Here is a 22,148-nt window from a genome sequence, read left to right as displayed (position 1 = left end):
CCGCTTATCTCCGGTCAATCCGCCGACCAAAAACCACGCTGGTATTGGTGCGCAGCACGCCGGGGATTTTGGCCAGATCGTCGACCAGAATGTCCAGATCCTCGATCCGGGGGGCCTCGGCGGACAGAAGCAGGTCAAACTCACCATTGATCGACAGGCAGCGTTTGACCTCGGGGTAGGTTTCCAGCCGCTTGATGATGCGGGTGGTTTCCTTTTGCTGCACCTCCAGCAGGACCACGACCTGAACCTTTGGGACATCTTCGGAACTGTTGAGAATGACCTTGTAGCCTGCGATCAGGCCGCGGTCTTCCATCCGTTTGATGCGTTCATGCACCGTGGTCCGGGCCACGCCCAGTTTTGCGGCGATTTTCGTTGTCGACTCGCGGGCGTTGTGTTGCAGGGCGGCGATGATGCGGCGGTCAAGCTGGTCCATGAGGTCTCCGGCACGGGGTCGCTCTGGTGTAAGGCAGATGGGCGCCGGGGCTCAAGGCTTGTGCGCGGCCTGCGCCGTCTCTGACCGGGGCCAGAGCGCCAGCGCGGCCACCAGCCCCAGAACCGCAGCGCTTGTCATGCCTGCCAGCGCCACGGTTGCGCTGAACCGGGTCATCAGCCATCCGGCCAGCGGGTAGAGCAGCAGCCAGCAGGCATGCGACAGCGTGAACTGGGCGGCAAATACCGCCGGGCGATCCTCGGGCCGGGCCGAGCGGGTCAGCAGGCGGCCCGATGGCGTCACAGTCATCGCATAGCCAAAGCCCGCGCAGGCCCAGAGTGCGGTCAGCAGGGGCAGGGACAAGGGGGTAATGCCGCTCAGAAGCGCGGCGGTGGCCATCGTTGCGGTTCCCATGGTCGCCCCGGCCAGCATGACCCGGCGATCTTCGACCCGGTCCAGCAGCGGCGGCAGGGCAAAGGCCGCCGCCATCGATCCGCCGCCAAACCCGGCCAGCGCAATAGCCACGGCGCTTTCGGGCAGGCCCAGATTGGCGCGGACGAGGACCACGGTATTGACGATCACCATCGCGCTGAGCGCTGCAGCAGACCAGTAAAGCGCAAGCAGCCCGCGCAGGCGCGTTGTGGACAGATAGATGCGAAGGCCGCGCGTTGTGCGGTCATAGACCCCCCTCCGCGCGGTCGCCTTGGGCGATGGCAATGTGACAGACACGACCAGAACCGCCGAGGCGAGGAAGCCAAGGCCGGTTCCCAGAAACAGCGTGTCGAAGCTGACAAACACCAGCAAAGCCGCCGCCAGCATCGGACTGAGCAGGCTTTCCAGATCATAAGCCAGCCGCGACAGGGACAGAGCGCGGGTATAGTCATGCTCATCCGTCAGAACATCCGGGATCGTGGCTTGAAACGCAGGCGTGAACCCCGCCGAGGCGGATTGCAGCACGAAGATCAGCACATAGACTTGCCAGATCTCGGTCACGAAGGGCAGACACAGCGCCACGGCGGCGCGCACAATGTCCAGCACCACCAGCATCCTGCGCCGGTCGACCTGTTCGGCAATGGCCGCCGCCAGCGGCGCAACGCCGACATAGGCCACCATCTTGATGGTCAGCGCCGTGCCCAGCACCATCCCCGCCGCATCCCCGGCCAGATCAAAGGCCAGCAGCCCCAGGGCAATCGTGGCCAGCCCCGTCCCGGTCAGCGCAACCACCTGCGCCGCCAGCAAATGGCGGTAGGTTCGGTTCTGCAGAACGCTAAGCATCGCTTACAGGTACTTGGTGATGGTCTTGAAATCGTCGACGCCTGCCCCGTCCGACGACAGACAATGGTCGATGTGGTCGTGGATCAGAACGCGTTTGGCGTTGGTGATCGCCTTTTCCACAGCGAAAAGCTGCTGGGCGATGTCCGGGCAGGGGGCTTGATCCTCGAGCATGGCGATGACTTTGGCCAGATGGCCATGCGCGCGTTTCAGCCGCGCGGTGATCTGAGGGTGGGATTCGTGGGTGTGGTCGCTCATGATATATCCTTATCCCCACCATGGGGATAATGTCAAGTCGACCACCCCTGCGCTGCAGTGCCACAGACAGAGCGTTGAGTTTGGCGGGCAAACCCCCTATCTCGGGGTCGAGACCGCACAAAGGACAAATCCGTGGCGAACCATCTGTATAAAAACGACCTGCCGGACGGGCTGGACCTGGGCCCGGTTGTGGCCATTGATTGCGAAACCATGGGGCTGAACCCGCATCGGGACCGCCTGTGTGTGATCCAGATGTCGGGCGGCGATGGCAACAGCCATATCGTGCAGGTGGAAAAGGGGCAGACCGAGGCCCCGAACCTCTGCGCCATGCTGGAGAACCCGGATGTACTGAAGCTGTTCCATTTTGGCCGGTTCGACATTGCCGCGATGTATCATACCTTTGGCGCGCTGGCGGCACCCGTCTATTGCACCAAGATCGCCAGCCGGCTGGTGCGCACCTATACCGACCGGCATGGGTTGAAGAACCTGTGTCAGGAACTGATCGGCGTCGATATCTCGAAGCAGCAGCAGATGAGCGATTGGGGCGCGGACACCCTGACCGACGCGCAACTGGAATACGCGGCCTCGGACGTACTGTACCTGCACCGCCTGCGCGACGCTCTGGACTTACGGCTGGCCCGCGAAGGCCGCACCGAGATGGCGCAGGCCTGTTTTGATTTCCTGCCGATGCGTGCGAAGCTGGACCTCGCCGGTTGGCCCGAAACGGATATATTTGCGCACTCATGACCGATACCGAAGCATTCCTGAAAACCGCCCGACAAGTCGTCACGGATGAAGCCCGCGCGCTGGATTTGCTGGCCGAGGGGCTGGACGAGCATTTTGCCGAGGCCGTACAACTGATCCTGCAGGCCACGGGCCGCATCATCATCAGCGGTATCGGCAAATCAGGCCATATCGGCCACAAGATCGCGGCGACGCTGGCCAGCACCGGCACGCCCGCCTATTTCGTGCACCCGGCCGAGGCCAGCCATGGCGATCTGGGCATGGTGTCCAAGGGCGATGTGGTTCTTGCGATTTCGAACTCGGGCGAGGCGCCGGAACTGATCAACCTGCTGGCCTTTACCCGGCGCTTTGGCATCCCGCTGATCGGTCTGTCCAGCAAGCCGGAAAGCACGTTGATGAAACAGGCCGACGTGCATTTGTTGATCCCGTCGCTTGGCGAAGCCTGCGGGTTTGGCATGGTGCCCTCGATCTCGACCACGCTGACGCTGGCGATGGGGGATGCGCTGGCGATTGCGCTGATGAAACATCGCAACTTCAAGCCCGAGGATTTCCGTGCCTACCACCCCGGCGGTAAGCTGGGGGCGCAGCTGTCCACCGTGCGTGACCTGATGCATCAGGACTTGCCTCTGGTCCCCGCAGGCACCCCGATGAGCGAGGCGCTGCTGGTCATGAGCCAGAAAAGCTTTGGGGTCGTCGGCGTCACCGATGAAACGGGCCGCCTGCTGGGCATCGTGACCGATGGGGACCTGCGCCGGAACATGGATGGCCTGCTGGAAAAACGCACCGATGAGGTGATGACCGAAAACCCTCTGACCATCGCGCCCAATGCCATGGCGGAAGAGGCGGTTGCGATCATGAATGACCGCAAGATCACCTCGCTCTTCGTCGTCGACCCTGAAACACAGGGCCCTGCGCAGGGGCTGCTTCATATTCACGACTGCCTGCGCGTCGGATTGGGCTGAGGGGGCACGCCGGTGGACCGCCATTCCCGATGGGTGCAGTTTCTAAAAGTGGTGTTGCCTCTGGCCGCCATTTTTCTGTTGTCCACCGTCTTCCTTCTGTCGCGCAGCATCGAAACCAACGTCTCGGTGCCCTTCACGCAGAAGGATATAGATGAGCGTCTGGCCGAACAGGTGGTGACCCAGCCCAACTATCGCGGTACCACGCGCAAGGGCGAAGATGTAAGGATCGAGGCTGCGCAGGCGACCCAGGGCGCCAGCGGGTCGATCCCCACGGCGTCCGAGTTCCGGGGGCGGTTCGGTCTGCTTAACGGCGGGGTGATTACGCTGGATTCGAACTCGGGACTGATCCGGCCAGACAAGGGAACGGCGACCTTTGTGGGCGATGTGGTCATCACCACCACCGATGGCATTCAGGTGACGACCGATTTGCTGAACACCTCGCTCGAGGAAATCCGTGGCGACACGCCGGGCCAGGTGCAGGGCACTGGGGTGATCGGCAATTTCTCTGCCGGGCGTATGACCTTTGGTACGGAAAAAAAGGATGGCCCGGTCCATATTCTTTTTACAGATGGTGTGAAGCTGGTATATGAGCCAGCAAAAGCAGAAAGATAACCCGTGTTCGATTTTCGATGTGTCCTTTTGTGTATCGCCCTGACAGCGGGTTCCGTTTCTGCAAACGCGCAGGAAGCGCAGGTCGCGTTTGGATCGGCCAAGGCAGATCCCAGCCTGCCGGTCGAGGTGACGTCGGACACGCTGAACGTGAATCAGGAAGACGGGTCCGCTGAATTTGTCGGCAACGTGTTGGTCGTGCAGGGCGAAATGCGCCTGACGGCTGCGCGGGTGCTGGTGATTTACAATCAGGAACGCTCGGCCATCGAACGGATGGAGGCGACCGAGGACGTGGTTCTGGTCAGCCCGCCGGACGCGGCCGAGGGCGACTGGGCCGAATACACCATCGATTCCGGTGTGATCGTGATGCGGGGCAACGTGCTGCTGACCCAAGGTCCCAGCGTCATCAGCGGCGATCAGCTGAACGCCAACCTGACAACCGGCACCGCGACAATGACAGGTCGGGTTAAGACGATCCTGCAGCAGGGCAACAACTGATGGCACGCCCCGCTCTGTCCGTCGCCGAAGGCAACTCGGGTCTCCGGATCGAGAAGCTGCGGAAGTCTTACAAGAAAAAGACGGTGATCCGCGATGTGTCGATGACGCTGAACCGGTCCGAAGTGGTGGCCCTGCTGGGGCCGAACGGATCGGGCAAGACCACGACCTTCTATTCGGTGGCCGGTCTGGTCTTCCCCGAGGCGGGCAGTGTCACAATCGACGGGCAGACGGTCACGACGCTGCCGATGTACCGCCGCGCACGGCTTGGCATCGGCTATCTGCCGCAGGAAATGTCGATCTTTCGCGGCATGAGCGTCGAAGACAACATCTCGGCCGTTCTGGACATCACGGTAAGCCACGTTCACCGCCGTAAAGAGCGGCTGGAAGAACTGCTGTCGGATTTCTCGATCGAGCATCTGCGCCGTGCCCCCGCGCTGGCGTTGTCGGGAGGTGAGCGGAGACGTGTGGAAATCGCGCGCTGTCTGGCTGCGGACCCGAAATACCTGTTGCTGGACGAACCTTTTGCCGGGGTTGATCCGATCAGCGTGGGCGATATTCGCCATCTGGTGGCCGATCTGAAAAAGCGCGGCATCGGCGTTTTGATAACCGATCACAACGTCCGGGAAACGCTGGAGATTGTTGACCGGGCTTACATCCTGCATGACGGGCAGGTTCTGATGTCCGGAACACCGGATGAAGTGGTCGAAAACGAAAACGTGCGCCGGGTTTATCTGGGTGAAAACTTCCGTATTTCATAGGGTTGCGCGGAATTGCGCCTGCGTCATGGCGGAAATCGCGTATATACACACCTGTTTTGATTGACTCTTCCGTCGTCTCTTGCCTCAATTGGGTCATGGCAATTCTTCGGTTCCAGTCTGGATCTCGATGTCCCTTCTTCGAAGGGCCGGGTCAGGGGCAACCGCAGATCACGCCAATATCCCCCACCCGATAAAAACAGGCACGTTGCGCGACGCAGCGTCAGAATGGGTGTGAATTGTGAAGGAGATCACATGCGTTACCAAATCAGCGGAAAACAGATCGACATCGGCGCGGCCCTGCAGACCCACGTGCAGACCGAGCTGGGCGAGGTCGTGGGCAAGTATGCCCAGCGACCGACCGATGCCAATGTCGTCTTTTCCCGTTCAGCGCATGAATATGTATGCGAAACCACCGTGCATCTTTCCACCGGCCTGACGGCACAAGCCAAGGCCCACGCGGTCGAGATTTATGCGGCGTTCGAGGGATGCTGCGACAAGATGGAAACACAACTGCGGCGATACAAGCGCCGCCTGAAGGACCACCACAAGGATCGGTCCGAGCCGGTTGAACTTTTCGGGGCGTCCTCGTATATCCTCGCCTCTGACGAATCGGACACGGCAGACGAACCCGAATCGCTGCAGCCCATGATTGTGGCTGAGATGGAAACGAAGATCCCATCACTCAGCGTCGGTGAAGCCGTGATGCAAATGGAACTTGCCGGTGCGCCGGTGCTGGTGTTCCGAAATGAAAACAAAGACGGGTTGAATGTCGTTTATCGTCGGGAAGACGGTAATATTGGATGGATTGATCCGTAACAGGCAAGGATAACAAGGCGGGTCCCGGCCAGTGCCGGGGCGTCGTCACGGAGCAAGATGATGGAGCTTTCGAGCATACTCAAGCCCGAGGCAGTGCGCGTTTTGTCCGCCGCTTCCAGCAAGAAGCGGCTGTTTCAGGAAATCGGCGAAGTGGCGGCGGCGACCTTGGGTCTGGAGTCGCAATCTGCGGTCGACAGCCTGCTGGAACGCGAAAGCTTGGGGCCGACCGGCGTTGGCCACGGCGTTGCCCTGCCACATGCGCGGTTGACCGAGATCGAGGCGGTCTCGGGCGTTTTTGTGATGCTGGAAAAGCCGATTGATTTCGGATCGGTTGATCGCCAGCCCGTGGACATCGCTTTTGCCTTGTTTGCACCGGAAGAGGCGGGTGTGGACCACCTGAAAGCGCTGGCGCTGGTGTCGCGGACCCTGCGCGACACGACGGTGTGCTCGAAGCTGCGCGCGAACCCCGATCCGGTCAAGCTCTATGCGATTCTGACCGAAGCGCAGTCAATGCAGGCAGCCTAACAAAAAAGCCCCCGAAAAGCGGGGGCTTTGAACTTTGGTGAACTTTGGCGGATCAACCGCCGGTTCCCATTTCCAGCGTCCACCAAATTTTCCCGCCGCCTTCCTGATGCCAGGCAAAGCCCATCTGCGTAGCCTTGGGGTCCAGAATGATGGCGCGAGGCCCCGGTTCCTGCATCCAGGCGGCCAAGGTTTCGGTTTCGGTCTCGTAGGTTTCCGAGATCGCCTCGCCCAGGAAAGTGCCGAAATATCCCACCCGCGCGGCGCGGTCGATCGGCGAAGACCCGTCCGACCCGAAATGCCAGGGGCGGTTTTGCCGGGCCATGTCCTTGGAATGCGTCGCCGCCGCCGCATTTAGCTGCGAATTCAGTTGTACCGGCTGTAAACCCTGCGCCTGCCGCAGCGCGTTGACCGAATCAAGCATACGGAACTGCAGCTTTTCCGGGTTGCCGCGAATTTTGTAGACCGTCGGCAACGGGCGGCCATCGGCCCCCAGTGACGTGGGCCGGGTATCGGTACATGCCGCAAGCGCGACAAGGCAGGCAAACAGTAAAGAAACGAGACGCGTCATGATCGACCTGATTATTGTATCGCAACCGGGCATAGCGTGCCTGACGGTTCTGAGCAAACGCACAATGGCCACAGACCGCGTGATTCTGCCGGTTTGATTTGCGACTGAAGCATTCTGGCAATAATATGCCTTAGATTTTTCAGTTCGCCATAGCAAAGGACCGGTTGTCATGGTCAAGAAACGCATTCCTCCGTCGACCCGCCGCGGATTTCTGGCCGGTGCGTCGGCCATGCTGGCCTCGCCCGCGATTGCACAGTACATTCCGGGCGACCCCCTGCGCCCCGCGCCCGAGCCGGAACCACCCGTACGCCGCAATGTGTCGGGCTTCCGCGCGCAGGACTGGCGGCCCTACTTCTCGAACACCAATAACGGGGCCATTCTGGTCGATACCGTCTCGCGGGCGCTGCATTATTGGTCAGATGACCAAACAATCTACAAACTCTACCCGTCTTCGGTGCCTCTGACCGAGGAAATGACCCGCCGCGGACGCACCAGCGTCATCCGTAAGGTCGAAGGGCCAAGCTGGTCGCCGACGCCGTCGATGAAGAAACGAAACCCGGAATGGCCGGATTATATCCCACCGGGTCCCGATAACCCGTTGGGAACGCACGCTTTGTATCTGAGCTGGAAGTATTATCGCATCCACGGCACCCACGATACGCGCAAAATCGGGCGGCGGTCGTCAAATGGCTGCATCGGCCTGTTCAACGACGACATCGCCGAGCTGTTTTCTATGGCGAAGGTCGGCACGCAAGTGTTGCTAATATGACGACATTTTCGCGCACGAACCCGCTTAGCGGCGAAGTTGCAATTGCAATCTCGCCGCATTGCTGCTTAGAAAAAGTCACGAGGTAAGTCTTAGGTGTGTGGTTCCGGTTATTGGAACTGCGCAGATTCTGGAGGTTAATATGAAAAAACTCGTTCTCGCCGCTGCACTGACCGCTGCTGCTTCGACCGCTTATGCGGGCAACCTGGAAGAGCCGGTTGTTGAGGCACCTGTTGTTGTTGAAGAAACTCAGGGTTCCTCGCAGGGCATCCTGCTGCCGCTGATCCTGCTGGTCGTTGTGGCCGCAGCCGTCGCAGCAAGCTAATTCGACGAGATTTATCCAGGAAAAAGGCGGTGGAGTTTTCCACCGCCTTTTTTCACGCCTGATTGACAGAGTTGCGCAGCTGAAACACAGAACGCCTTAGTCCAGCCAGCCGCGCAGATTATCCTCGATTACCTTACCCAGTGCGGCGATGTGCGAATCATCGTCATTCAGACAGGGAATGTAGGTAAAGCTCTCTCCGCCTGCCTCTTCAAAGCTTTCCTTGATCTCTTCGTTGATCTCTTCCAGCGTCTCGATGCAATCGGCGGAAAAGGCCGGGGCGATCACGGCAATGTTCTTTTTCCCCTGCCGCGCCAGATCAGCCACGTGATCGACGGTATAGGGTTTCAGCCATTCCTCGGGGCCAAAGCGGGACTGGAAGGTTGAGACAAGCTGGTTGTCCGACCAACCCAAGCGATCCTTCAGCAACCGGGTCGTTTTCGCGCATTGGCAGTGATAGGGATCGCCCTGCTGCAGATAGCGCTCGGGCATGCCGTGGTACGAGCAGACAAGGATGTCCGGCTTCGTCTCCATCGCCGCATAGGCGTTTTCCACCGAACCGGCCAGCGCGTCGATATAGGCGGGTTCATCGAAATAGGCCGGAACCGTGCGGGTCGCGGGTTGCCAGGTTTCCTCCATCAGCGCGCGAAAGAACTGGTCGTTGGCGGTGGCGGTGGTGGCGCCGGCATATTGGGGGTAGAGCGGAAAGAACAGCAGGCGGTCGCAGCCTTCGGCCACCATCTGCCGTACCTTGGATTTGGTCGAGGGGTTGCCGTAGCGCATGCAGAAATCGACCATCACCCGGTCGCCATAACGCGCCTGCATTGCGTCGCGCAGCTTCGCGGTCTGATCCTTGGTGATCGTCATCAGCGGGCTTTCGCCCTTGTCGTGATTCCAGATCGACTTGTAGGCCTCGCCCGAACTGAAGGGGCGTTTCGACAGGATGATGCCTTGCAGGATCGGCTGCCATTTCCATTTCGGATAGTCGATCACGCGTTGATCCGAGAGGAACTCGTTCAGATAGCGCCGCATCGGCCAGTAAGAGTAATCATCCGGTGTGCCCAGATTGGCCAGCAGAATACCGACGCGCCCCATTTTGACCTTGGGGTGATCGGCGGGCGCATGCGCTGGGCGGGTGGCGTCAAACATGTGGGCGGTCCTGATTTTGGTTGTTCCGGCCTGAGATAACGGGAAATGCCCGGTCGTCAATCGGGCAGTTTGCCCTCATCCGTGCCAAGGGCTTCGGCCAGGCGCATCCGGGCTGATCCGGGGCGCAGCGGTTTCGGCTGGCTGTCATCGGGGGACCAGCCGGTCAGGCAGATCAACTCGAAGGTGGCAGGCAGCCTCCCCTCGGGCGTGGCGAAGTGATCGCTGTAGATTTGCTGGGCGCGGTCGAACACGCCTCGGCGGGTCGGTGTTCTGAGACGATTGGACAGGACATTGGTTTCCGCCATGGCGCGCAGATCGTGCATCAGATGGACGAGATCGCGATATTCCGCCGTCAGCGGGATGGCATCCGCCACGGGCAGGGTCAGCCCGGCGCGTTGCAAAAGGCCGCCCAGATCGCGCAGCTCGCCCATCGGCGCGATGCGGGGGCTCAGGCCGCCCGTGACCTCGATCTCGGCCTGACCCAGTGCTGCGCGCAACTGGTGCAGGGTCTCGCCGCCCAGACAGACGGCGAGCATCAGACCATCCGGTTTCAAGGCCCGTCGGCATTGAATCAACTGGCCCACCGGATCATTGGCCCAGTGCAGCGCCATCGCGTGGATCACCAGATCATGAGCGCCTTCGGTCAGGGGCAGCGTGTCCTCATCCGCCGCAATGACGGCATCCTGCAGCACACCTTGCCAGATTTGCGGAAAGGGGGTCACAATCGCGGGCGCTGTAAAGGGTCTGTTAACCAACGACAGACGATCCTGCACCTCGTCAACAGCGGCGCGGTGCAGGAACAGGGTCTCATCCGTCGCGCGGGTGCGGCGGCGGGTCAGGGTCGCGCGGTCAAACAGAGATGGTGCAGTGGGTTCAGGCAGTTTCATAGGCCGCAACTACCGCATTTGGCAGCGCGTTCAAAGCGCCGTCGAACTGATCTATCCGCCCAGATGCTTAGGCTGCGGGGACCTGACCGACTCTGACTTTGGGCTGTGCGGTTCCTGCTGGCGCGACACGCCCTTCATTGGGGGCACCGTGTGCGACAGTTGCGGCATGCCCCTGCCCGGCGAGGCGGACGGCCACCGGATCGAGTGTGACGACTGCCTGACGACCCCACGACCCTGGTGCGACGGGCGTGCGGCGCTGCTGTACAAAGGGCGTGCCAGATCGCTGGTTCTGGCCCTGAAACACGCAGATCGCCCCGAACTGGCCCGCCCCGCCGCACGCTGGATGGCGCAGGCGGGGCGTGAGTTGATTCGGCCCGACATGCTGATCGCCCCGGTGCCGCTGCATTGGTCGCGGCTTATCAAGCGACGGTACAATCAATCGGCTTTGCTGGCGCACCATCTGGGCCGTGAAACTGGGTTGCAGGTCTGTCCAGACCTGCTGATACGCCGGGCGCGCACGCCCGTGCTGGATGGCAAAACGGCGACCGAGCGCGCGCAGACGCTGGCGGGGGTGATCCACCCCCATCCCAAACGGATACACAAGCTGCAGGGGCGGGATGTTCTGCTGGTGGACGACGTCATGACCTCGGGCGCGACCTTGGCCGCCTGTGCGCGGGCCTGTGCCGATGCGGGAGCAAATCATATTTTCGTGTTGGTACTGGCACGCGTTGCCAAGGATGCCTAATTCGCGGAAGATCACGCGAAACCCGAAGGGACGGAATATGAAACCGGTAGAAATCTACACCTCTCCGCTATGCGGATATTGTCACGCGGCCAAACGGCTGCTGAAACAGAAAGGCGTCGAGTACAAGGAGATCGACGTATTCCTGCACCCCAAACGCAAACCCGAAATGATCAAGCGCGCAGGGGGCAAACGCACCGTGCCGCAAATCTTCATCGGCCCGGATCACGTCGGCGGTTGCGACGAGCTGTATGAGCTGGACCGTCAGGGCAAGCTGGATCGTCTGCTGGCGGCCTGATGAGAACGGCGCTGCTGCAGATCACCTCGTCGGACGACCCGCCTGAAAATCTGGACATGGTGCGTACCCTGATGGCCGATGCGGCGGATCAGGGGGCGCGGTTCATTCTGACGCCAGAGGTGACGAATTGCGTCTCAACCTCGACCACGCGGCAGCGCGCAGTTCTGCAGCATGAAGAAGACGACATCACACTGGCGGGCCTGCGGGAACAGGCCGCCGCGCTGGGTGTGTGGCTGCTGATCGGGTCGCTGGCGATCAAGACCCACGACGCCGATGGGCGCTTTGCCAACCGGTCCTTCATGATCAACCCGCAGGGGCAGATCGTGGCGCGCTATGACAAGATCCATATGTTCGACGTGCAGGTCACCGAGACCGAGACCTTCCGCGAATCGAAAAACTACCGCCCCGGCGACCGGGCCGTGATTGCGCAGACCGATTTTGGCAAGGTTGGTCTGACCATCTGTTACGATATCCGCTTTCCGCATCTCTACGCCGCGCTGGCGCAGGCGGGTGCGCAGATCTTGACCGTCCCGGCGGCGTTTTCGCCCGTGACCGGCGCGGCGCATTGGCAATCTCTGCTACGCGCGCGGGCGATTGAGACCGGTTGTTGGGTGCTGGCCCCCGCCCAGACTGGAGAGCACCCTAAAACGCGCGGCAAAACACGCTACACCCACGGTCACAGCACGGTTGTCGCCCCGTGGGGAGAGGTGCTGATCGACGCAGGTACCGATCCGGGCATTCACATTTTCGATTTGGATGATAGTTCTGTGTCCGAGGCACGCCGCCGCGTGCCCTCATTGACGCACCTACGGCCTTTCGAGGGGCCCTGATCCAGAACCGGACTGATGGCGGACGAAAAAAATGCCCTTGCGGTCACGCTGTTCAGCGAGATCCTGACCGCTGACCAACTGCTGCGCAACCGGCTGAGCCGGGTGCTGCCCAAGGGCATGGAAATCTCGCATTTCTCGGTGCTGAACCACCTTGTGTACGTCGGCGACGAGCGCACCCCGGCGCAACTGGCCAGCACCTTCCACGTCACGCGCGGAGCAATGACCAACACCTTGGCCAAGCTGGAATGGGCCGGATACATCCACATCCGCCCCGACTGGGACGACGCCCGCCGCAAGATGGTCGCCATCAGCCCCGCCGGTCGCCGCGCGCGCGATCAGGCGATTTCCTCTATTGCGCCGTTGATCAACCGCGTGGTCGGAGAACTGGGGCTGGAGCGGGTGCGGAGTACTCTGCCGGTGTTGCGGGATTTGCGGTTGCAGTTGGAGGGGGAGTAGTTGGGCTGAGGTTTCGTTGCTATTCTGGATTTAGTGACCGATCTCCGGCGATTAGAGTTTGATCGAATGGCCCTTCGTCACATTATGTCAAAGTATATGCTCAGAAATAACGTCAAACAAAGGTTTCAGCGCAAAAGCTATCACTCAAGACAAGTATTGGGCGCGCCTTTAGCCACAATTTCCTGCCATTCGGCCCCTAAGGCCGCCCGTGCGTCAATCGCGTTTGTCGCCTCAGGGTCATTTGCTCTGAACATGACGGCCACAATTGCGGCATCCCGAGAGCCAGCGATTATTGGTGTGGCGCTCGTATATCCCGAGTAGGTTCCTGTATTTCCGTAGGTGCTGAATGTCCCGGTTGAGCTGTAGTTTGCACCAACGACGCGAATATTGTTCTCGGAATCCATTGCTGCGATAAGATACTTATCGTAACCGAGGCGGATGGTTTCAACTGCGGCCATTCTAGTAACCAGTTTTCGTGCGCCTGCTGAGCCACAGGCTGGTGCGGTGCTAGCATCAATCCTTACGATATTTTGAGCGAGTTGTGTTGTGGACGAAGAGGCGCATGCTCCTAAAACCGCGATGATCATAAACCCAGCCAAACAGCTGGCTTTTCTCTTTAGGCATTTTCCAATCATTTTTTCCCACTGATCGATGTAGTGTCAAATTAGCTACTGGGTGCTACCAAATTTTGGGGGTTTAATATCACATCAACGATTGCAATCGGCAAGATTCAAAGCGTGTCATAACAGAGCTTAAGCGGTTTTTACGTCGCTCTTTTAGAGAGACTCACCCCGATTTCACACTCGCCGTCACATAATTCACGCTCAGATCCCGGTCCGAGATCGACCAGCTCCACAGGATCGGGTTGAACACGAAGCCCTTGCGGTCCACCGGCTCCAGCCCGGCTTGGCGCAGCAGGTCGAACAGCTCATCCGGGGTGATGAACTTGTTCCATTCATGGGTGCCGCGCGGGAGCCAGCGCATGACGACCTCGGCTCCGAAAATGGCCATCGCGTAGGATTTCGGGTTGCGGTTGATGGTGGAACACACTTGCAGCCCGCCGGGTTTCAGCAATTGTTGTGTCGCGGTGAGATAGCCGAGGGGGTCGGCCACATGCTCGACCACCTCCATGTTCAGCACCACGTCGAACTGCTCGCCAGCGGCGGCCATGTCCTCGGCGGTGGTGTGGCGATAGTCGATCTGCAGCCCCGATTGCTCGGCATGGATGCGGGCGACGGGCAGGTTGCGCTCAGCGGCGTCGGCGCCGACCACCTCGGCCCCAAGGCGGGCCATAGGTTCGCTCAGCAGCCCGCCGCCGCAGCCGATATCCAGCAAGCGCAGGCCCTCGAACGGGCGCGAAACGGTCAGATCGCGGTCAAATTCCCCGGCGATCTGCTGGGTGATGTAATCCAGACGGCAGGGGTTCAGCATATGCAGCGGCTTGAATTTTCCGTGAGGATCCCACCATTCGGCTGCCATCGCCTCGAATTTTGCGATCTCTGACGGGTCCACCGTGTTCGGATGCGCTTGCATTCCTGTCTCCGTATGCTCTTTTACGTTTTAAGCACTATATAGGGCCATAATGGACAAGTACCCGGACCAAAAGCGCGCAGTTCAATATCTTTACCCGCCGATCGACCCGTTCGATCAGCGCATGGTGGATGTGGGCGACGGGCATCGCATCTACATGGAACAATGCGGCAATCCGGACGGGGTACCGGTGGTGATCCTGCATGGCGGTCCGGGCGGCGGCTGCAGCCCCGCGATGCGGCGCTATTTCGACCCCGAGGTTTACCGGGTGATTCTGTTTGACCAGCGCGGATGCGGCAGATCACGCCCTCATGCGGCGGTCGAGGACAACACCACGTGGCATCTGGTCGCCGATATCGAACGGCTGCGGACGCTGCTGGATATTGAGGACTGGATCGTGTTCGGCGGAAGTTGGGGCGCGACGCTGGCGCTGATCTACGCGCAAACCCATCCCGACCGCGTCAACCGTCTGGTTCTGCGCGGCGTCTTCCTGATGACGCAGGCAGAGCTGGACTGGTTCTATGGCGGGGGCGCGGGCAAGTTCTGGCCCGAGCAGTGGTCGAAATTCACCGCCCTGCTGACCGAGGACGAACTGTCCGACACTATTCGCGCCTATAACAAACGGCTATTCTCAGGAGATCGCGCGACCGAGATCCTCTATGCGCGGGCGTGGTCCAGTTGGGAAAACGCGCTGGCCTCGATCCATTCCAGCGGATCGACCGGAGAAAGCCCCGGCGAATATGCGCGGGCCTTTGCGCGGCTCGAGAATCACTATTTCATCAACAGCGGTTTCCTTGAGAAAGACGGCCAGATTCTGGATCAGATGGACAAGATCGCGCATATCCCCGGCCATATCGTGCAGGGTCGCTATGACATGATCTGCCCACCGCAAGCCGCGTGGGCCTTGTCGGAACGCTGGCCCAATGCGGAACTTAAAATGGTGCGCAACGCAGGCCATGCGCTGTCCGAACCGGGCATCAGTGCGGAACTGGTGCGGATCATGGACCGCGTGGCCGAGGGGGTGGCATGACACGTATGGACCGCCGTGCGCTGTTCGCCTCGGGTGCCGCTGCTGCGCTGCTGGCGGCGACGGGCGCGTCGTTGGCGGATACTCCGAAAACGGGTGGCGTGCTGCGTTTGGCCGTGCCGCGCGATGACAGTCTGGAACAGGTCGCGCGAGGGGCCGTGTTCGATACTCTGACCGAGATTGCCCCCGACGGGACCCTGCACGGCGAACTGGCGACCGGCTGGCAGACCGATGCCAACGCGAGGGTCTGGACCTTTGACCTGCGCCCCGACGTTGTGTTCCACGACGGCACCGCGCTGGAGGTGCAGGACGTCCACGCCGTGTTGTCGAGTTTTGGTCGGGCTGAGGCGCTGGGCCCCAACCGCCTGCGTCTGGACCTTGCAAAGGCCAATCCGGGTCTGCCGTTCCTGTTGGCCGACAGCCGTTTTGTCATCACGCGCGACGGACAGGACGTAACGCCGCTGAACGCCGCGAATGGCACCGGCTGTTACAAGGTGGAGCGCGCCGAGGACGGGCGGCATTTTCTGGGGCGGCGCGTTGCGGATCACTACAAAACCGGTCAGGCGGGCTGGGTCGACGCGATTGAGATCATCGTGATCCCGGATGCCCGTGTCCGGGCCGAGGCGCTGCGCGACGGCTATGTGGATGTGGCCGCCTTGCCGAACCCCGATGACATGCGCCGTATCCGCGGATTGCGGTATCACCCGTCCGAGACAGAGATGTCACTGGCGGTTGCGCCCCAAGTGGGCATGCCGCGCCAGATCGGACGGGGTCAGATATTGGATGATGGGCGGATCGCCGAACGGTGGTGGATCGCCTAAGTCTGATCACGATTTGCGCCGGGGGTTGCAGACTCGGAAACTCCTGCGTATATGCATCTCCAACAGCGGCGCGTTGAACCTCTGGTTCAAGGCTCCACCGGAAGTTTTCACGGGCCGCGCGCCCGTTTTTTTGTGCCCGATTGAAGGGTAGAGACCCGAATGACAAACGACCTGATAGCCAAAGCTGCCATCGACCGGCGACTGGCCGAGATCATTACTCCCGTGATCGAGGATCTGGGGTATGAGCTTGTCCGCATCCGCCTGATGAGTGGCAAGACCACCACGATGCAGATCATGGCCGACAAGCCCGATGGCGGCATCGAAGTGGATGATTGCGCCGAGATTTCCAACGCGGTCAGCGCCACTTTGGATGTCGAAGACCCGATTTTGGATGCCTATACGCTTGAGGTCTCCAGCCCCGGTATCGATCGTCCTTTGACCCGCCTCAAAGATTTTGAGACGTTCGAAGGGTATGAGGCCAAGATCGAGACCGCTGAGCTGATCGACGGCCGCCGCCGGTTCAAGGGTGAGCTGGCCGGGATCGAAGGGGACGAGGTTCTGATCAATATCCCCGAGGGGGATGAGACGATCACCATCGGTCTGCAATTCGACTGGCTGAGCGACGCCAAGCTGGTGCTGACCGATGATCTGATCAAGGAAATGTTGCGCCAGCGCAAAGACGCTGGATCCTTAAACGAAAACGCTTTCGACGAGATTGAGACCGAAGGGTCCGAAGAGGAGACGAACTGATGGCAATCACCTCAGCCAACCAGCTGGAGCTGCTGCAGACCGCCGAGGCCGTGGCCCGCGAAAAGATGATCGACCCCGGTCTGGTTGTCGAAGCGATGGAGGAATCGCTCGCCCGCGCCGCCAAGAGCCGTTACGGAGCGGAAATGGACATCCGCGTGTCCATCGACCGCAAGACCGGCAAGGCGACATTCACGCGCGTCCGCACCGTGGTCGAGGATGAGGAGCTTGAGAACTATCAGGCCGAGTTCACTGTCGAACAGGCCAAGCAATACATGGAAAACCCCGAGGTCGGTGATGTCTTCGTGGAAGAAGTTCCTCCGGTTGAAATGGGCCGTATCGCGGCGCAATCCGCCAAGCAGGTGATCCTGCAGAAGGTGCGCGAAGCCGAGCGGGATCGTCAGTACGAAGAATTCAAGGATCGCGCAGGCACCATCATCAACGGTGCGGTCAAACGCGAAGAGTTTGGCAACGTCATCGTCGATCTGGGCGGGGCCGAGGCCGTTCTGCGCCGCAACGACAAGATCGGCCGCGAAAGCTATCGCCCCAACGACCGCGTGCGCGCCTATATCAAGGAAGTGCGTCGCGAGGTTCGTGGCCACCAGATCTTCCTGTCGCGCACCGCGCCGGAATTCATGGCCGAGCTGTTCAAGATGGAAGTGCCGGAAATCTATGACGGCATCATCGAGGTCAAGGCCGTGGCCCGTGACCCCGGCTCGCGCGCGAAGATTGCCGTGATTTCTTACGATGGTTCGATTGATCCCGTCGGCGCCTGCGTCGGTATGCGCGGTAGCCGCGTGCAAGCCGTTGTGAACGAGCTGCAGGGCGAAAAGATCGACATCATCCCGTGGAACGAAGATCAGCCGACCTTCCTGGTGAACGCGCTGCAGCCTGCCGAGGTCTCCAAGGTGGTTCTGGACGAAGAAGCCGGCAAGATCGAAGTTGTGGTGCCCGAGGAGCAACTCTCGCTGGCAATCGGTCGCCGCGGTCAGAACGTGCGTCTGGCCAGCCAGTTGACCGGTCTGGACATCGACATCATGACCGAGGCCGAAGAATCGGCCCGTCGCCAGAAGGAATTCGAAGCCCGCACCCAGCTGTTCATGGAGACGCTGGATCTGGACGAGTTCTTTGCGCAGCTGCTGGTCTCGGAAGGCTTCACCAACCTTGAAGAAGTCGCTTACGTCGAGATCGACGAGCTGCTGGTCATCGACGGTGTGGACGAAGGCACCGCGCAGGAACTGCAGACCCGCGCGCGCGAATTCCTCGAGGCGCAGGCCAAGGCGGCCTTGGACGCTGCCCGTGCGCTGGGCGTCGAGGACAGCCTCATTGAATTCGAAGGCCTCTCACCCCAGATGGTAGAGGCGCTGGCCAAGGACGATGTGAAGACGCTGGAAGACTTCGCAACCTGTGCCGACTGGGAACTGGCCGGTGGCTGGACCACGGTCGACGGCGAACGCATCAAGGATGACGGTGTTCTGGAACCTTTCGGCGTGACGCTGGAAGAGGCTCAGGATCTGGTCATGACCGCCCGTATCATGCTGGGCTGGGTTGATCCGGCTGAACTGGAGCAGGCCGAAGAAGACGACGAAGCGACCGACGAGGAGGTCGAGGCCTGATCTCAGGCCTCGGGTGGCTGACATGGGTCGCGGTGGCGTCCATAAGGATCGGTCGGAAGGGCCTGAGCGCAAGTGCATTGCCACCGGCGAGGTTCAGCCCAAATACGGGCTGATCCGCTTTGTGACGGGGCCGGATGGTCAGGTCTACCCGGATGTCGCGGCGAAACTGCCGGGGCGTGGGGTTTATGTGGCAGCGGATCGCGCCGCGCTGGACAAGGCCGTTGGCAAGAAACTGTTCTCGCGCGGGTTCAAGGCGCAGGTGAGCGCGTCGAAGGACCTGACCGACGAGGTCGAAAAACAGATCGCGCGCCGTGTCGTTGAATTGCTCAGCCTGGCGCGCAAGTCCGGTGACGCGGTCGCCGGGTATGAAAAGGTCAAGACGTGGCTGGACCGGGAAGAGGCAAGCGTGCTGATTCAGGCCAGCGATGGGTCGGGGCGCGGCAAGTCGAAACTCAGCACGCCGCACTTCGGCAAATACATCGGCTGGCTGACGGCGGACGAGCTTGGGGCGGCATTTGGGCGCCAAACCGTGATTCATGCGGCCTTGGCCTCTGGCGGACTCGCCAAACGTGTTGTAGAGGAAGCGCAGCGCCTGCGTGGCTTGCGCGAAACGGATGACGGCGGCAGGGGCCGCGCGGAAGGGTAAGAAGCTTTATGAGCGATACTGACGGCAAAAAGACATTGGGTCTTCGTGGCGGGGCACGCCCCGGAAATGTGAAACAGAGTTTCAGCCACGGACGCACCAAGAATGTCGTGGTGGAAACCAAACGCAAACGCGTGGTGGTTCCCAAGCCGGGTGCGGCCAAGCCAAGCGGCGGGGCTGCGCCTTCGGGTGATCCGTCGCGTCGTCCTGCGGGGATCTCTGACGCGGAAATGGCGCGCCGGATGAAGGCGTTGCAGGCGGCCAAAGCGCGCGAGGCCGAAGAGGCTGCCGCACGCGAGGCACAGGAAAAGGCGCGTGAAGAAGAACGCGCCCGCCGCCGTGCCGAACAAGAGGCCAAGGAACGCGAGCAGCGGGAAGCCGAAGAAAAGGCTCGTGCCAAGGCCGAAGAGGAAGAACGCAAGCGCGTTGAGGCAGAAGAAGCCGCCAAACGCGCTGCTGCAGCACCGGCCCCGTCAGAAGAACCCAAAGCAGCCCGTGGACCGGCCAACAAACCCGCGCCCGCCGCAGCCCCGCGCAAGCAGGACCGCGAACGCGAGCAGCGTGGTCGTGGCAAAGGCCGCGACGACAATCGTCGCTCGGGCAAGCTGACACTGGGCCAGGCCACCGGTGGTGAGGGCAACCGTCAGCGCTCGATGGCTGCAATGAAGCGCAAGCAGGAGCGTGCGCGCCAGAAAGCCATGGGTGCTCCGGTTGAACGGGAAAAGGTGATCCGCGACGTGCAACTGCCCGAGGCGATCATGGTCTCGGAATTGGCCAACCGTATGGCCGAGCGTGTAGCTGACGTGGTCAAATCGCTGATGCAGATGGGCATGATGGTCACGCAGAACCAGACCATCGACGCCGACACCGCCGAGCTGATCATCGAAGAATTTGGTCACAAGGTCACCCGCGTATCCGATTCGGATGTTGAAGACGTCATCAAAGAGGTCGAAGACAGCGATGACGACCTGCAGCCGCGTCCGCCGGTCATCACCATCATGGGTCACGTTGACCACGGTAAGACCTCGTTGCTGGATGCAATCCGCGACGCGCGCGTTGTGGCAGGTGAGGCCGGTGGCATCACCCAGCATATCGGCGCCTATCAGGTGAAAACCGATGGCGGTACCACGCTGACCTTCCTGGATACCCCGGGCCACGCGGCGTTTACGTCGATGCGCTCTCGCGGTGCTCAGGTCACGGATATCGTGGTTCTGGTTGTTGCGGCTGACGACGCCGTGATGCCGCAGACGATCGAGGCGATCAACCACGCCAAGGCGGCTCAGGTGCCGATGATCGTGGCGATCAACAAGATCGACAAGCCCGAGGCGAACCCCGACAAAGTCCGCACCGATCTGCTGCAGCATGAGGTGATCGTCGAGAAAATGTCCGGTGAAGTTCAGGACGTCGAAGTTTCGGCCATGACCGGTCAGGGCCTAGACGAACTGCTGGAAGCCATCGCGCTGCAGGCCGAGATTCTGGAACTGAAGGCCAACCCCGACCGCGCCGCCCAGGGTGCCGTGATCGAGGCGCAGCTGGATGTGGGTCGTGGTCCTGTCGCAACCGTTCTGGTTCAGAACGGAACGCTGCGTCAGGGCGATATCTTCGTTGTGGGTGAGCAGTACGGTAAGGTCCGTGCTCTGATCAACGACAAGGGTGATCGCGTGAAGGAAGCTGGCCCCTCGGTTCCGGTCGAGGTTCTGGGCCTGAATGGTACGCCCGAAGCCGGTGACGTTCTCAACGTAACCGAGACCGAAGCGCAGGCCCGTGAGATTGCTGCCTATCGTGAGCAAGCCGCCAAGGACAAACGCGCCGCCGCCGGTGCCGCGACCACCCTTGAGCAGCTGATGCAGAAGGCCAAGGAAGACGAGAATGTGGCCGAGCTGCCGATTCTCGTCAAAGCCGACGTGCAGGGTTCCGCCGAAGCCATTGTTCAGGCGATGGAGAAGATCGGTAACGATGAAGTACGTGTGCGCGTGCTGCATTCGGGCGTGGGTGCGATTACCGAGACGGATATCGGCCTTGCCGAAGCCTCGGGGGCGCCGGTCATGGGCTTTAACGTCCGTGCAAATGCCTCGGCCCGGAACACGGCGAACCAGAAGGGTGTCGAGATCCGCTATTATTCGGTGATCTATGACCTGGTGGACGACGTGAAAGCCGCCGCATCGGGCCTGCTGAGCGCCGAAATCCGCGAAAAGTTCATCGGCTACGCCGAAATCCGCGAAGTCTTCAAGGTCACCGGTGTCGGCAAGGTAGCCGGCTGTCTGGTCACCGAAGGCGTTGCCCGCCGCTCGGCTGGCGTCCGCCTGCTGCGTGACAACGTGGTGATCCACGAAGGCACGCTGAAGACGCTGAAACGCTTCAAAGACGAAGTGGCCGAGGTTCAGTCAGGTCAGGAATGCGGTATGGCGTTCGAGAACTACGATGATATCCGTCAAGGCGACGTAATCGAAATCTTCGAGCGCGAAGAGGTTACGCGGACACTGGACTGATCCGGATCCGAATAGAGATTGAAAACAGCGGTTCCATCGGGGCCGCTGTTTTTTCTTGGGGAAGGTCGCTGGCCTTCGGCTGGATGTGCGATGTTTTCTGAATCCAAGTGGTACCGCGCGTCTTACCGGCTTATGCCAATTATGCGGTCGGTCCGATTTAACTTCGTATGCGCGGCCTAAGGAAGCTATTCGTTATTCTTAATCGAACGGCTGCTCTTGGGGCTCTTGAGTTCTTTTTTAGTGGCTTTCCAGAAACTAGAACTAGACCACAAGATGTTCACAATTGATCGAAGTCGCCACGGTTTTCGAGGCAGCTTCTTTATCGGCACGTGCATTCTGAGTGGTTCGAGAAATCTGCCTTGTCCTCAGGACACCTATCGATTTG

The 22,148-nt window shown here is 60.7% G+C and carries 27 protein-coding genes; 19 read left to right on the top strand and 8 right to left on the bottom strand.

Annotated elements, in window-relative coordinates; all coding sequences use genetic code 11:
- Positions 1-4: 4 nt before the first annotated feature.
- Genes ACR0JN_RS20280 through ACR0JN_RS20270 form a run of 3 tightly spaced genes read right to left on the bottom strand, consistent with a single transcriptional unit; the run spans position 5 to position 1,960 of the window.
- The gene (locus ACR0JN_RS20280) at positions 5-433 is read right to left on the bottom strand and encodes an Lrp/AsnC family transcriptional regulator (protein WP_480818959.1); all 429 of its coding nucleotides are present in this window, start codon (positions 431-433) and stop codon (positions 5-7) included.
- 51 nt (positions 434-484) lie between these two features.
- Positions 485-1,705 (bottom strand): MFS transporter, encoded by a 1,221-nt coding sequence (locus ACR0JN_RS20275; protein ID WP_480888299.1) that lies wholly within the window; start codon positions 1,703-1,705, stop codon positions 485-487.
- 3 nt (positions 1,706-1,708) lie between these two features.
- On the bottom strand, positions 1,709-1,960 hold the full coding sequence (locus tag ACR0JN_RS20270; protein WP_480818957.1) for a metal-sensing transcriptional repressor: 252 nt from the start codon (positions 1,958-1,960) through the stop codon (positions 1,709-1,711).
- 132 nt (positions 1,961-2,092) lie between these two features.
- Here ACR0JN_RS20270 and ACR0JN_RS20265 point away from each other — a divergent pair, with 132 nt between their 5' ends.
- From ACR0JN_RS20265 to ACR0JN_RS20235, 7 genes are all read left to right on the top strand, one after another.
- Positions 2,093-2,707, top strand: coding sequence for a ribonuclease D (locus tag ACR0JN_RS20265; protein ID WP_480888298.1), 615 nt, complete (start codon positions 2,093-2,095; stop codon positions 2,705-2,707).
- Positions 2,704-3,666, top strand: coding sequence for a KpsF/GutQ family sugar-phosphate isomerase (locus ACR0JN_RS20260; RefSeq protein ID WP_480888297.1), 963 nt, complete (start codon positions 2,704-2,706; stop codon positions 3,664-3,666). The genes ACR0JN_RS20265 and ACR0JN_RS20260 overlap by 4 nt, the downstream gene beginning before the upstream one ends.
- A 12-nt stretch (positions 3,667-3,678) precedes the next feature.
- Entirely contained in the window at positions 3,679-4,278 is a 600-nt protein-coding gene (locus ACR0JN_RS20255; protein ID WP_480888296.1) for an LPS export ABC transporter periplasmic protein LptC, read from the top strand.
- Positions 4,279-4,281: 3 nt separating this feature from the next.
- Complete coding sequence (locus ACR0JN_RS20250; protein WP_480888295.1) at positions 4,282-4,773, top strand: LptA/OstA family protein; 492 nt, start codon at positions 4,282-4,284, stop codon at positions 4,771-4,773.
- Positions 4,773-5,531, top strand: coding sequence for an LPS export ABC transporter ATP-binding protein (gene lptB, locus ACR0JN_RS20245; RefSeq protein ID WP_480818952.1), 759 nt, complete (start codon positions 4,773-4,775; stop codon positions 5,529-5,531). The genes ACR0JN_RS20250 and lptB overlap by 1 nt, the downstream gene beginning before the upstream one ends.
- A 252-nt stretch (positions 5,532-5,783) precedes the next feature.
- Complete coding sequence (hpf, locus tag ACR0JN_RS20240) at positions 5,784-6,347, top strand: ribosome hibernation-promoting factor, HPF/YfiA family (RefSeq protein ID WP_480818951.1); 564 nt, start codon at positions 5,784-5,786, stop codon at positions 6,345-6,347.
- Between the two features lie 60 nt (positions 6,348-6,407).
- Positions 6,408-6,872: a PTS sugar transporter subunit IIA gene (locus ACR0JN_RS20235; RefSeq protein ID WP_480818950.1), complete on the top strand. Its 465-nt coding sequence runs from the start codon at positions 6,408-6,410 to the stop codon at positions 6,870-6,872.
- Between the two features lie 52 nt (positions 6,873-6,924).
- Here the strand turns inward: ACR0JN_RS20235 and dalA are convergent, their stop codons facing one another.
- A complete protein-coding gene (gene dalA, locus ACR0JN_RS20230) occupies positions 6,925-7,440 on the bottom strand; it encodes a divisome-associated lipoprotein DalA (RefSeq protein WP_480818949.1) in 516 nt (171 codons plus the stop codon).
- Positions 7,441-7,609: 169 nt separating this feature from the next.
- Here dalA and ACR0JN_RS20225 point away from each other — a divergent pair, with 169 nt between their 5' ends.
- Complete coding sequence (locus ACR0JN_RS20225; protein WP_480888294.1) at positions 7,610-8,209, top strand: L,D-transpeptidase; 600 nt, start codon at positions 7,610-7,612, stop codon at positions 8,207-8,209.
- 139 nt (positions 8,210-8,348) lie between these two features.
- The gene (locus ACR0JN_RS20220; RefSeq protein WP_117870963.1) at positions 8,349-8,531 is read left to right on the top strand and encodes a hypothetical protein; all 183 of its coding nucleotides are present in this window, start codon (positions 8,349-8,351) and stop codon (positions 8,529-8,531) included.
- A 96-nt stretch (positions 8,532-8,627) separates the two neighbouring features.
- Here the strand turns inward: ACR0JN_RS20220 and hemH are convergent, their stop codons facing one another.
- A complete protein-coding gene (gene hemH / locus ACR0JN_RS20215; RefSeq protein ID WP_480888293.1) occupies positions 8,628-9,677 on the bottom strand; it encodes a ferrochelatase in 1,050 nt (349 codons plus the stop codon).
- Between the two features lie 56 nt (positions 9,678-9,733).
- A complete protein-coding gene (locus ACR0JN_RS20210) occupies positions 9,734-10,564 on the bottom strand; it encodes a methyltransferase domain-containing protein (RefSeq protein ID WP_480888292.1) in 831 nt (276 codons plus the stop codon).
- Between ACR0JN_RS20210 and ACR0JN_RS20205 the strand changes: the two genes are divergently transcribed.
- Genes ACR0JN_RS20205 through ACR0JN_RS20190 form a run of 4 tightly spaced genes read left to right on the top strand, consistent with a single transcriptional unit; the run spans position 10,545 to position 12,890 of the window.
- Positions 10,545-11,309, top strand: coding sequence for a double zinc ribbon domain-containing protein (locus tag ACR0JN_RS20205; RefSeq protein WP_480888291.1), 765 nt, complete (start codon positions 10,545-10,547; stop codon positions 11,307-11,309). The two genes, ACR0JN_RS20210 and ACR0JN_RS20205, sit on opposite strands and share 20 nt — an antisense overlap.
- Before the next feature lie 37 nt (positions 11,310-11,346).
- A complete protein-coding gene (gene grxC, locus ACR0JN_RS20200; RefSeq protein WP_480818944.1) occupies positions 11,347-11,604 on the top strand; it encodes a glutaredoxin 3 in 258 nt (85 codons plus the stop codon).
- The gene (locus ACR0JN_RS20195; protein ID WP_480888290.1) at positions 11,604-12,434 is read left to right on the top strand and encodes a carbon-nitrogen hydrolase family protein; all 831 of its coding nucleotides are present in this window, start codon (positions 11,604-11,606) and stop codon (positions 12,432-12,434) included. Before grxC ends, ACR0JN_RS20195 begins: the two co-directional genes overlap by 1 nt.
- Before the next feature lie 15 nt (positions 12,435-12,449).
- The gene (locus tag ACR0JN_RS20190; protein ID WP_480888289.1) at positions 12,450-12,890 is read left to right on the top strand and encodes a MarR family winged helix-turn-helix transcriptional regulator; all 441 of its coding nucleotides are present in this window, start codon (positions 12,450-12,452) and stop codon (positions 12,888-12,890) included.
- 140 nt (positions 12,891-13,030) lie between these two features.
- On the opposite strand, the gene ACR0JN_RS20185 is transcribed toward ACR0JN_RS20190, so the two are convergent.
- Positions 13,031-13,348, bottom strand: coding sequence for a hypothetical protein (locus ACR0JN_RS20185; protein WP_480888288.1), 318 nt, complete (start codon positions 13,346-13,348; stop codon positions 13,031-13,033).
- Between the two features lie 328 nt (positions 13,349-13,676).
- A complete protein-coding gene (gene ubiG / locus ACR0JN_RS20180; RefSeq protein WP_480888286.1) occupies positions 13,677-14,423 on the bottom strand; it encodes a bifunctional 2-polyprenyl-6-hydroxyphenol methylase/3-demethylubiquinol 3-O-methyltransferase UbiG in 747 nt (248 codons plus the stop codon).
- A 49-nt stretch (positions 14,424-14,472) separates the two neighbouring features.
- On the opposite strand from ubiG, the gene pip reads away from it, so the two are divergent.
- From pip to infB, 6 genes are all read left to right on the top strand, one after another.
- Positions 14,473-15,450: a prolyl aminopeptidase gene (gene pip / locus ACR0JN_RS20175; protein ID WP_480888285.1), complete on the top strand. Its 978-nt coding sequence runs from the start codon at positions 14,473-14,475 to the stop codon at positions 15,448-15,450.
- On the top strand, positions 15,447-16,268 hold the full coding sequence (locus ACR0JN_RS20170; protein WP_480888283.1) for an ABC transporter substrate-binding protein: 822 nt from the start codon (positions 15,447-15,449) through the stop codon (positions 16,266-16,268). Before pip ends, ACR0JN_RS20170 begins: the two co-directional genes overlap by 4 nt.
- 159 nt (positions 16,269-16,427) lie before the next feature.
- Positions 16,428-17,018 (top strand): ribosome maturation factor RimP, encoded by a 591-nt coding sequence (gene rimP / locus ACR0JN_RS20165; protein ID WP_480888282.1) that lies wholly within the window; start codon positions 16,428-16,430, stop codon positions 17,016-17,018.
- Positions 17,018-18,631, top strand: a complete 1,614-nt coding sequence (gene nusA, locus ACR0JN_RS20160; protein WP_480888281.1) for a transcription termination factor NusA — start codon at positions 17,018-17,020, stop codon at positions 18,629-18,631. Before rimP ends, nusA begins: the two co-directional genes overlap by 1 nt.
- Before the next feature lie 22 nt (positions 18,632-18,653).
- The gene (locus tag ACR0JN_RS20155) at positions 18,654-19,277 is read left to right on the top strand and encodes an RNA-binding protein (protein WP_480818670.1); all 624 of its coding nucleotides are present in this window, start codon (positions 18,654-18,656) and stop codon (positions 19,275-19,277) included.
- Between the two features lie 8 nt (positions 19,278-19,285).
- Positions 19,286-21,763 carry a translation initiation factor IF-2 gene (infB, locus tag ACR0JN_RS20150; RefSeq protein ID WP_480888280.1) on the top strand — a complete coding sequence of 826 codons (2,478 nt, stop codon included), beginning with the start codon at positions 19,286-19,288 and terminating at the stop codon, positions 21,761-21,763.
- Positions 21,764-22,148 lie beyond the last annotated feature (385 nt).

The sequence above is a fragment of the Ruegeria sp. G12 genome (genome assembly GCF_056533565.1).
The sequence above is the reverse complement of the archived record's forward strand: the minus strand, read 5'-3'. Positions and strand labels throughout refer to the sequence as shown.

Excerpts from the sequence above, each read along its gene's own strand:
- ACR0JN_RS20280 (WP_480818959.1), bottom strand. The coding sequence starts at position 433 with ATGGACCAGCTTGACCGCCGCATCATCGCCGCCCTGCAACACAACGCC.
- ACR0JN_RS20275 (WP_480888299.1), bottom strand. The coding sequence starts at position 1,705 with ATGCTTAGCGTTCTGCAGAACCGAACCTACCGCCATTTGCTGGCGGCG.
- ACR0JN_RS20270 (WP_480818957.1), bottom strand. The coding sequence starts at position 1,960 with ATGAGCGACCACACCCACGAATCCCACCCTCAGATCACCGCGCGGCTG.
- ACR0JN_RS20260 (WP_480888297.1), top strand. The coding sequence starts at position 2,704 with ATGACCGATACCGAAGCATTCCTGAAAACCGCCCGACAAGTCGTCACG.
- lptB (WP_480818952.1), top strand. The coding sequence starts at position 4,773 with ATGGCACGCCCCGCTCTGTCCGTCGCCGAAGGCAACTCGGGTCTCCGG.
- hpf (WP_480818951.1), top strand. The coding sequence starts at position 5,784 with ATGCGTTACCAAATCAGCGGAAAACAGATCGACATCGGCGCGGCCCTG.
- ACR0JN_RS20235 (WP_480818950.1), top strand. The coding sequence starts at position 6,408 with ATGGAGCTTTCGAGCATACTCAAGCCCGAGGCAGTGCGCGTTTTGTCC.
- dalA (WP_480818949.1), bottom strand. The coding sequence starts at position 7,440 with ATGACGCGTCTCGTTTCTTTACTGTTTGCCTGCCTTGTCGCGCTTGCG.
- ACR0JN_RS20225 (WP_480888294.1), top strand. The coding sequence starts at position 7,610 with ATGGTCAAGAAACGCATTCCTCCGTCGACCCGCCGCGGATTTCTGGCC.
- ACR0JN_RS20220 (WP_117870963.1), top strand. The coding sequence starts at position 8,349 with ATGAAAAAACTCGTTCTCGCCGCTGCACTGACCGCTGCTGCTTCGACC.
- hemH (WP_480888293.1), bottom strand. The coding sequence starts at position 9,677 with ATGTTTGACGCCACCCGCCCAGCGCATGCGCCCGCCGATCACCCCAAG.
- ACR0JN_RS20210 (WP_480888292.1), bottom strand. The coding sequence starts at position 10,564 with ATGAAACTGCCTGAACCCACTGCACCATCTCTGTTTGACCGCGCGACC.
- grxC (WP_480818944.1), top strand. The coding sequence starts at position 11,347 with ATGAAACCGGTAGAAATCTACACCTCTCCGCTATGCGGATATTGTCAC.
- ACR0JN_RS20195 (WP_480888290.1), top strand. The coding sequence starts at position 11,604 with ATGAGAACGGCGCTGCTGCAGATCACCTCGTCGGACGACCCGCCTGAA.
- ACR0JN_RS20190 (WP_480888289.1), top strand. The coding sequence starts at position 12,450 with ATGGCGGACGAAAAAAATGCCCTTGCGGTCACGCTGTTCAGCGAGATC.
- ACR0JN_RS20185 (WP_480888288.1), bottom strand. The coding sequence starts at position 13,348 with ATGGCCGCAGTTGAAACCATCCGCCTCGGTTACGATAAGTATCTTATC.
- ubiG (WP_480888286.1), bottom strand. The coding sequence starts at position 14,423 with ATGCAAGCGCATCCGAACACGGTGGACCCGTCAGAGATCGCAAAATTC.
- pip (WP_480888285.1), top strand. The coding sequence starts at position 14,473 with ATGGACAAGTACCCGGACCAAAAGCGCGCAGTTCAATATCTTTACCCG.
- ACR0JN_RS20170 (WP_480888283.1), top strand. The coding sequence starts at position 15,447 with ATGACACGTATGGACCGCCGTGCGCTGTTCGCCTCGGGTGCCGCTGCT.
- rimP (WP_480888282.1), top strand. The coding sequence starts at position 16,428 with ATGACAAACGACCTGATAGCCAAAGCTGCCATCGACCGGCGACTGGCC.
- nusA (WP_480888281.1), top strand. The coding sequence starts at position 17,018 with ATGGCAATCACCTCAGCCAACCAGCTGGAGCTGCTGCAGACCGCCGAG.
- ACR0JN_RS20155 (WP_480818670.1), top strand. The coding sequence starts at position 18,654 with ATGGGTCGCGGTGGCGTCCATAAGGATCGGTCGGAAGGGCCTGAGCGC.
- infB (WP_480888280.1), top strand. The coding sequence starts at position 19,286 with ATGAGCGATACTGACGGCAAAAAGACATTGGGTCTTCGTGGCGGGGCA.